General features: G+C 59.8%; 2 protein-coding genes. Both read left to right on the top strand.

Annotation, left to right across the window (positions count from 1 at the left end; all coding sequences use genetic code 11):
• The first annotated feature begins 231 nt into the window (after window positions 1-231).
• A complete protein-coding gene (gene smc / locus ACIREA_RS27070) occupies window positions 232-4,233 on the top strand; it encodes a chromosome segregation protein SMC (protein ID WP_397385440.1) in 4,002 nt (1,333 codons plus the stop codon).
• Between the two features lie 110 nt (window positions 4,234-4,343).
• Window positions 4,344-4,557 (top strand): hypothetical protein (locus ACIREA_RS27065; protein WP_397385439.1); only part of this gene is annotated, 214 nt, incomplete at its 3' end.

The following is a 4,557-nucleotide window of genomic DNA, read 5'->3' as shown; positions in this document are numbered from 1 at the left end:
CGCCCTTGAAAACTTGTTCACAGCCGCTACGATTATTCACAGGAAAAACGCCCTGAAAAATCCCACATCTTGTTTAAGATGTCTTAACGATCCCCAAGATAGCGTGGATTTTTGCGTTCGCTCTTGCGGGCATCCGGCGCGGAATGGTTCAGTCCTCCTCAGTACTCACCGCGAAGTCATTCGTCCTTCGGATTTCTTCACCCGCCTTTTCATCTCCGCCTATCCACCGTCATGTATCTCAAAAGCCTCACCCTTCACGGCTTCAAGTCCTTTGCGGACAAGACCCATTTCGAGTTCCACAAAGGTGTCACCGGCATCGTGGGTCCGAACGGTTGCGGCAAGTCGAACGTCGTCGATGCCATCCGCTGGGTGCTGGGTGAAACGTCTGCCAAAGCCCTGCGTGGCGATGAAATGGCGGACGTCATCTTCAACGGCACCGACAAGCGCAAGCCCGTGGGCCTCGCGGAAGTGACGCTGACAATGGCGGACTGCGAGGAGTCGCTCAAAGTTGATTTCAACGAAGTCGCACTGACACGCCGCGTGTTCCGTGACGGTCGCAGCGAATACCGCCTCAACAACACCGTCTGCCGTCTCAAGGACATCCACGATCTCATCGCAGGCACCGGCATCGGCCGTGCCGCTTACTCCATCATGGCGCAGGGCCAGATCGACATGCTTCTGAGCTCCAAGCCGGAAGACCGCCGCACCGTTTTCGAAGAAGCCGCCGGCATCACCAAATTCAAATCGCAGAAGCGTGAAGCGCTGCGCAAGCTCGAATATACCGAGGCCAATCTGCTGCGCGTCGCCGACATCGTCGCGGAAGTGAAGCGCCAGATGGGCACGCTGCAGCGTCAGGCCGCGAAGGCGCGCCGCTACCAGACGCTGCTCGAAGATACCCGGCTGCTGGACACCCACCTTGCCCACAAGCAGTACACCGAATTCGCCGGTGAAAAATCCGAGTCCGAAAACCAGGTGCGCATGATGGCGCAGCAGATCGAACAGCTTCAGTCCAAGCTGCAAATCGCGGAAGCCGAAGCCGCACAGACCCGTGAAGCCTACCACGCGCTGGAGTCCCAGATCAGCCAGGCACGCCAGCAGGCGCAGGAGCTTCGCTCACAGATGCAGAGCGCCGAAGGCCGCCTGGGCTTCAACCGTGAGCGCAGCGAGGAACTCGAAGGCCGCATCCGCCAGAACGAAGAGCAGATCGCCAACAACGAGGATCTGCTCGATCAGGCACGCCGTGATCTCGCCAATGCCGATGAGCAGCTGCTTGCCATCACCGACAACATCCAGACGCGCCAGCTTGCCGTGAACGAGCACGCCGGCCAGCACCAGAACATCATCCCAGAGCGCAACCGCCTGGAAGCCGACCGCCGCGCCATCCGCGAATCCATCCGCCAGTTTGAAGGCCAGATCGCCTCCAGTGAAGCCCGCGCGCAGTCCCTGAGCAATCAGATCTCCGGCGACCGCCAGCGTCACGAATCCCTCGCGCATGACCGTCACACAGCGCAGCAGGCGCGTGAGACCAGCCAGATCGAATTCGACGAACTGCAGCGCAACATCCAGGAACTCGAAGAGACGCGCAACCAGCTCGACGAGAAAGCCAAGGATTGCGCCCGTGAAATGATCGAACGCCGCCGCCAGCGCGACGCGATGAACAACGAGCTCAACGACCTCCAGCGCAATCTGACGCAGCGCAAGTCACGCCTCGAAATCATCGAGCAACTTCTGCAGAAAGGCGAAGGCCTCTCCGCCGGGACGCAGAAGGTCATCAGCGGCCTCGACAATCCGGAAGTCTACTCCGTCGGCGTGCGCGGCCTGCTGGCCTCCAGCATCGAAGTGGATCCCGAGTACATCACCGCCATCGAAGCCGCGCTCAAAGACCACCTGCAGGCCGTTCTTCTCACGGAGAGCGAACTCGCCGCCCAGATCATCGACCGCCTCACGGATCACAAAATGGGCCGCGCCGCATTGGTGCCGCATGATTTCTGCAACCTGCGCCGTGCCTCAGATCGCGAGCTTCTTCCCGCTGGTGCCATCGCCTGGGCCACGGACAAGGTGCGCGTGAAAACCGGCGTGCAGAGCCTCATTGATCACCTCCTGCACAATGTCGTCATCGTGGACGATCTGCACACCGCTCTGCGCATGAAGCGCGAGATGCCGCACCTCGCCATCGCCACGATGCGCGGCGAGCTTATCACGCATGACGGCATCATCACCGGCGGTGCCACCAAGGAGGAAGGCTCCTCCACGCTGCGCCGTGAGGCCGAAGTGCGCCAGCTCCGCACGGAAGTGGAAGCGCTCGAATTCCAGTACATGGAGAAGGAAGACGCCGTGAACAACATCACCGCGCAGCTGGAAGAAATGCAGCGCGAGGAAGTTTCCCTGCGCGAGCAATCCCAGCGCGCCCGCGAAGGCTTCTCCCAGTTCCAGGGCAAGATCAGCGTCGTGCAGCGCGCGCTGCAGCAGGCCACCGCCAAGCTTGAAAGCGTGGAGTGGGACCAGAACCAGATTCAGGATCGCATCAGCGGCTCTGAAAGCCAGATCCAGCAGCTCCAAGAAGCCGTGGCCATCGCCCAGGAGCAACTGGCCACCTCACGCGCCCTCGAAAACGAACTCGAACTCGAGATGGAGTCCTTCCTCCGTCGCGAGCTCGAATCCAGCGAACGCCTCAATGAGCTGCGCACCGCACTCGCCCTTGAGCAGAGCGCGCTGCATTCCATCGAGCGCCAGAAAGCCCCTCTCGGCGTGCGCTTGCAGGAGCTGCAGGCCGGCATCAATCGCTTCTCCGAAGAGATCAACACCTGGCGCATGCGCATCCAGCAGAGCGAGGCTGAAAACGCCCGCTTCCAGGAGCAGATCGAATCCCAGCGCGACACCATCGGCGCCATCGAAGAACACCTGCAGTCCAAGACCGAAGAGCGCGCCGGATTGTTTGAGCAGGTCAGCCAGCTCGAAGCCCAGCTCACGCAGCTGCGTCAGAGCTTCAACGGCCTCAACGAATCCCGCAACCGCGCCGAAGTCACCCTCACCCGCGTGGACCTTCGTCTCGAAAACCTGATCAATCAGGTCCAGGAGCGCTACAGCTTCCACATCGAAGCCTTTGAGCCTGACTACCACGTGCTGATGGTCACCATCGAAGAGCAGAAGAAGAACCGTACCCGTGGCAAAAAAGGCGCGGCCAATGCCGCAGGCTCCAGCGCACCCGCCGATGGCGCCGAACCCAGCAACGAAGATGCGGAAGACGCCGAACCAGCGGCCGAGGAAGTCGAAGCTCCCGTCATCCGCGCCGTCTCCAATCGTGATGACGACGCCGTGGACATCGACGAAGTCGTCATTCCCGGCGAAGAAGCACAGCCAGACTGGGCCTTCGTCATGGAGGTCGTCTATGAACTCCGTCAGAAGCTTGAAGGCATCGGCCCCGTCAATCTCGACGCCATCCAGGAGTTCGAAGAACTCGAAGAGCGCCACAACTTCCTCGACACCCAGCACAACGACCTCGTCAAATCCAAGGACGAGCTGCTGCAGGTCATCGCCAAGATCAACGAGACCACGAAGACCATGTTTGTGGAAACGTTCACGGCGGTGCGCGGCTTCTTTAACAACAACTTCCGCGAGCTCTTCGGCCCTGCCGCCAAAGCCGACCTCATGCTGGTGGATGAAAACGATCCGCTGGAAACCGGCATCGAAATCATCGCCAAACCCCCGGGCAAAAAGCTGCAGACCATCAGCCTCCTTTCCGGTGGCGAGCGCAGCATGACCGCCGTGGCGCTGCTCTTCTCCATCTACCAGGTCAAGCCCAGCCCCTTCTGCGTGCTGGATGAGCTTGATGCCCCGCTGGATGAAACCAACATCGGCCGCTTCCTCAAGATGCTGGATGCCTTCATCGACAACTCCCAGTTCATCATCGTCACGCACAACAAGCGCACCATGAGCCGCGCGGATGTGATCTACGGCGTCACCATGCAGGAGTTCGGTGTCAGCAAGCCCGTCGGCGTCCGCATGACCACGGAAGACACCCGCACCATGGACAAGACCGTCCAGGAACTCGCCCTCGAAGCCCCGAACCAGCCCAAGCGCAAGAAGAAGGCCGAGGACGACGCCGAAGCCTCAGATGCTTCTGACGAAGAACAACCCGACGCCGTTCAGGTGAATGAAGACCTCGATGAAGAGCAGGCCCGCCTGACCGCCATTGAGGAGATGGAGGAACAGACGCCGGCGGCACTGGTGTAAACGGACAAGCGACCAAGGCCTTCACCGCAGCAAAATCCTACCCGTCCTCTTCAACGTTATCTCGACAGGAAATTGGAAGACAAATAGTGAACGGGAAGAGCGATAAGAACGTGAAACCATCCCTCCGAATCGATCCCAAGGCTGCCTTCGAGCGCAGTGCTCACCCTCATGAGCCGATTGCATTTACTTCTGAAGTAGATCGCGCTGCGTTTGCTGAAAGAGTCTTCCAAAATGCTAAACAGCTATTCGATATTTTGCAGAAAGCGGGATATGTTGGGTCAACGACAGGCTTGGATGATAGTGGCGTTGATTTCTACCTGAATC

It is taken from the genome of Prosthecobacter sp. (assembly GCF_044373815.1).
GTDB lineage: Bacteria > Verrucomicrobiota > Verrucomicrobiia > Verrucomicrobiales > Verrucomicrobiaceae > Prosthecobacter.
Note: the sequence above shows the minus strand (reverse complement) of the source record. Positions and strands in the feature narration are given on the sequence as shown.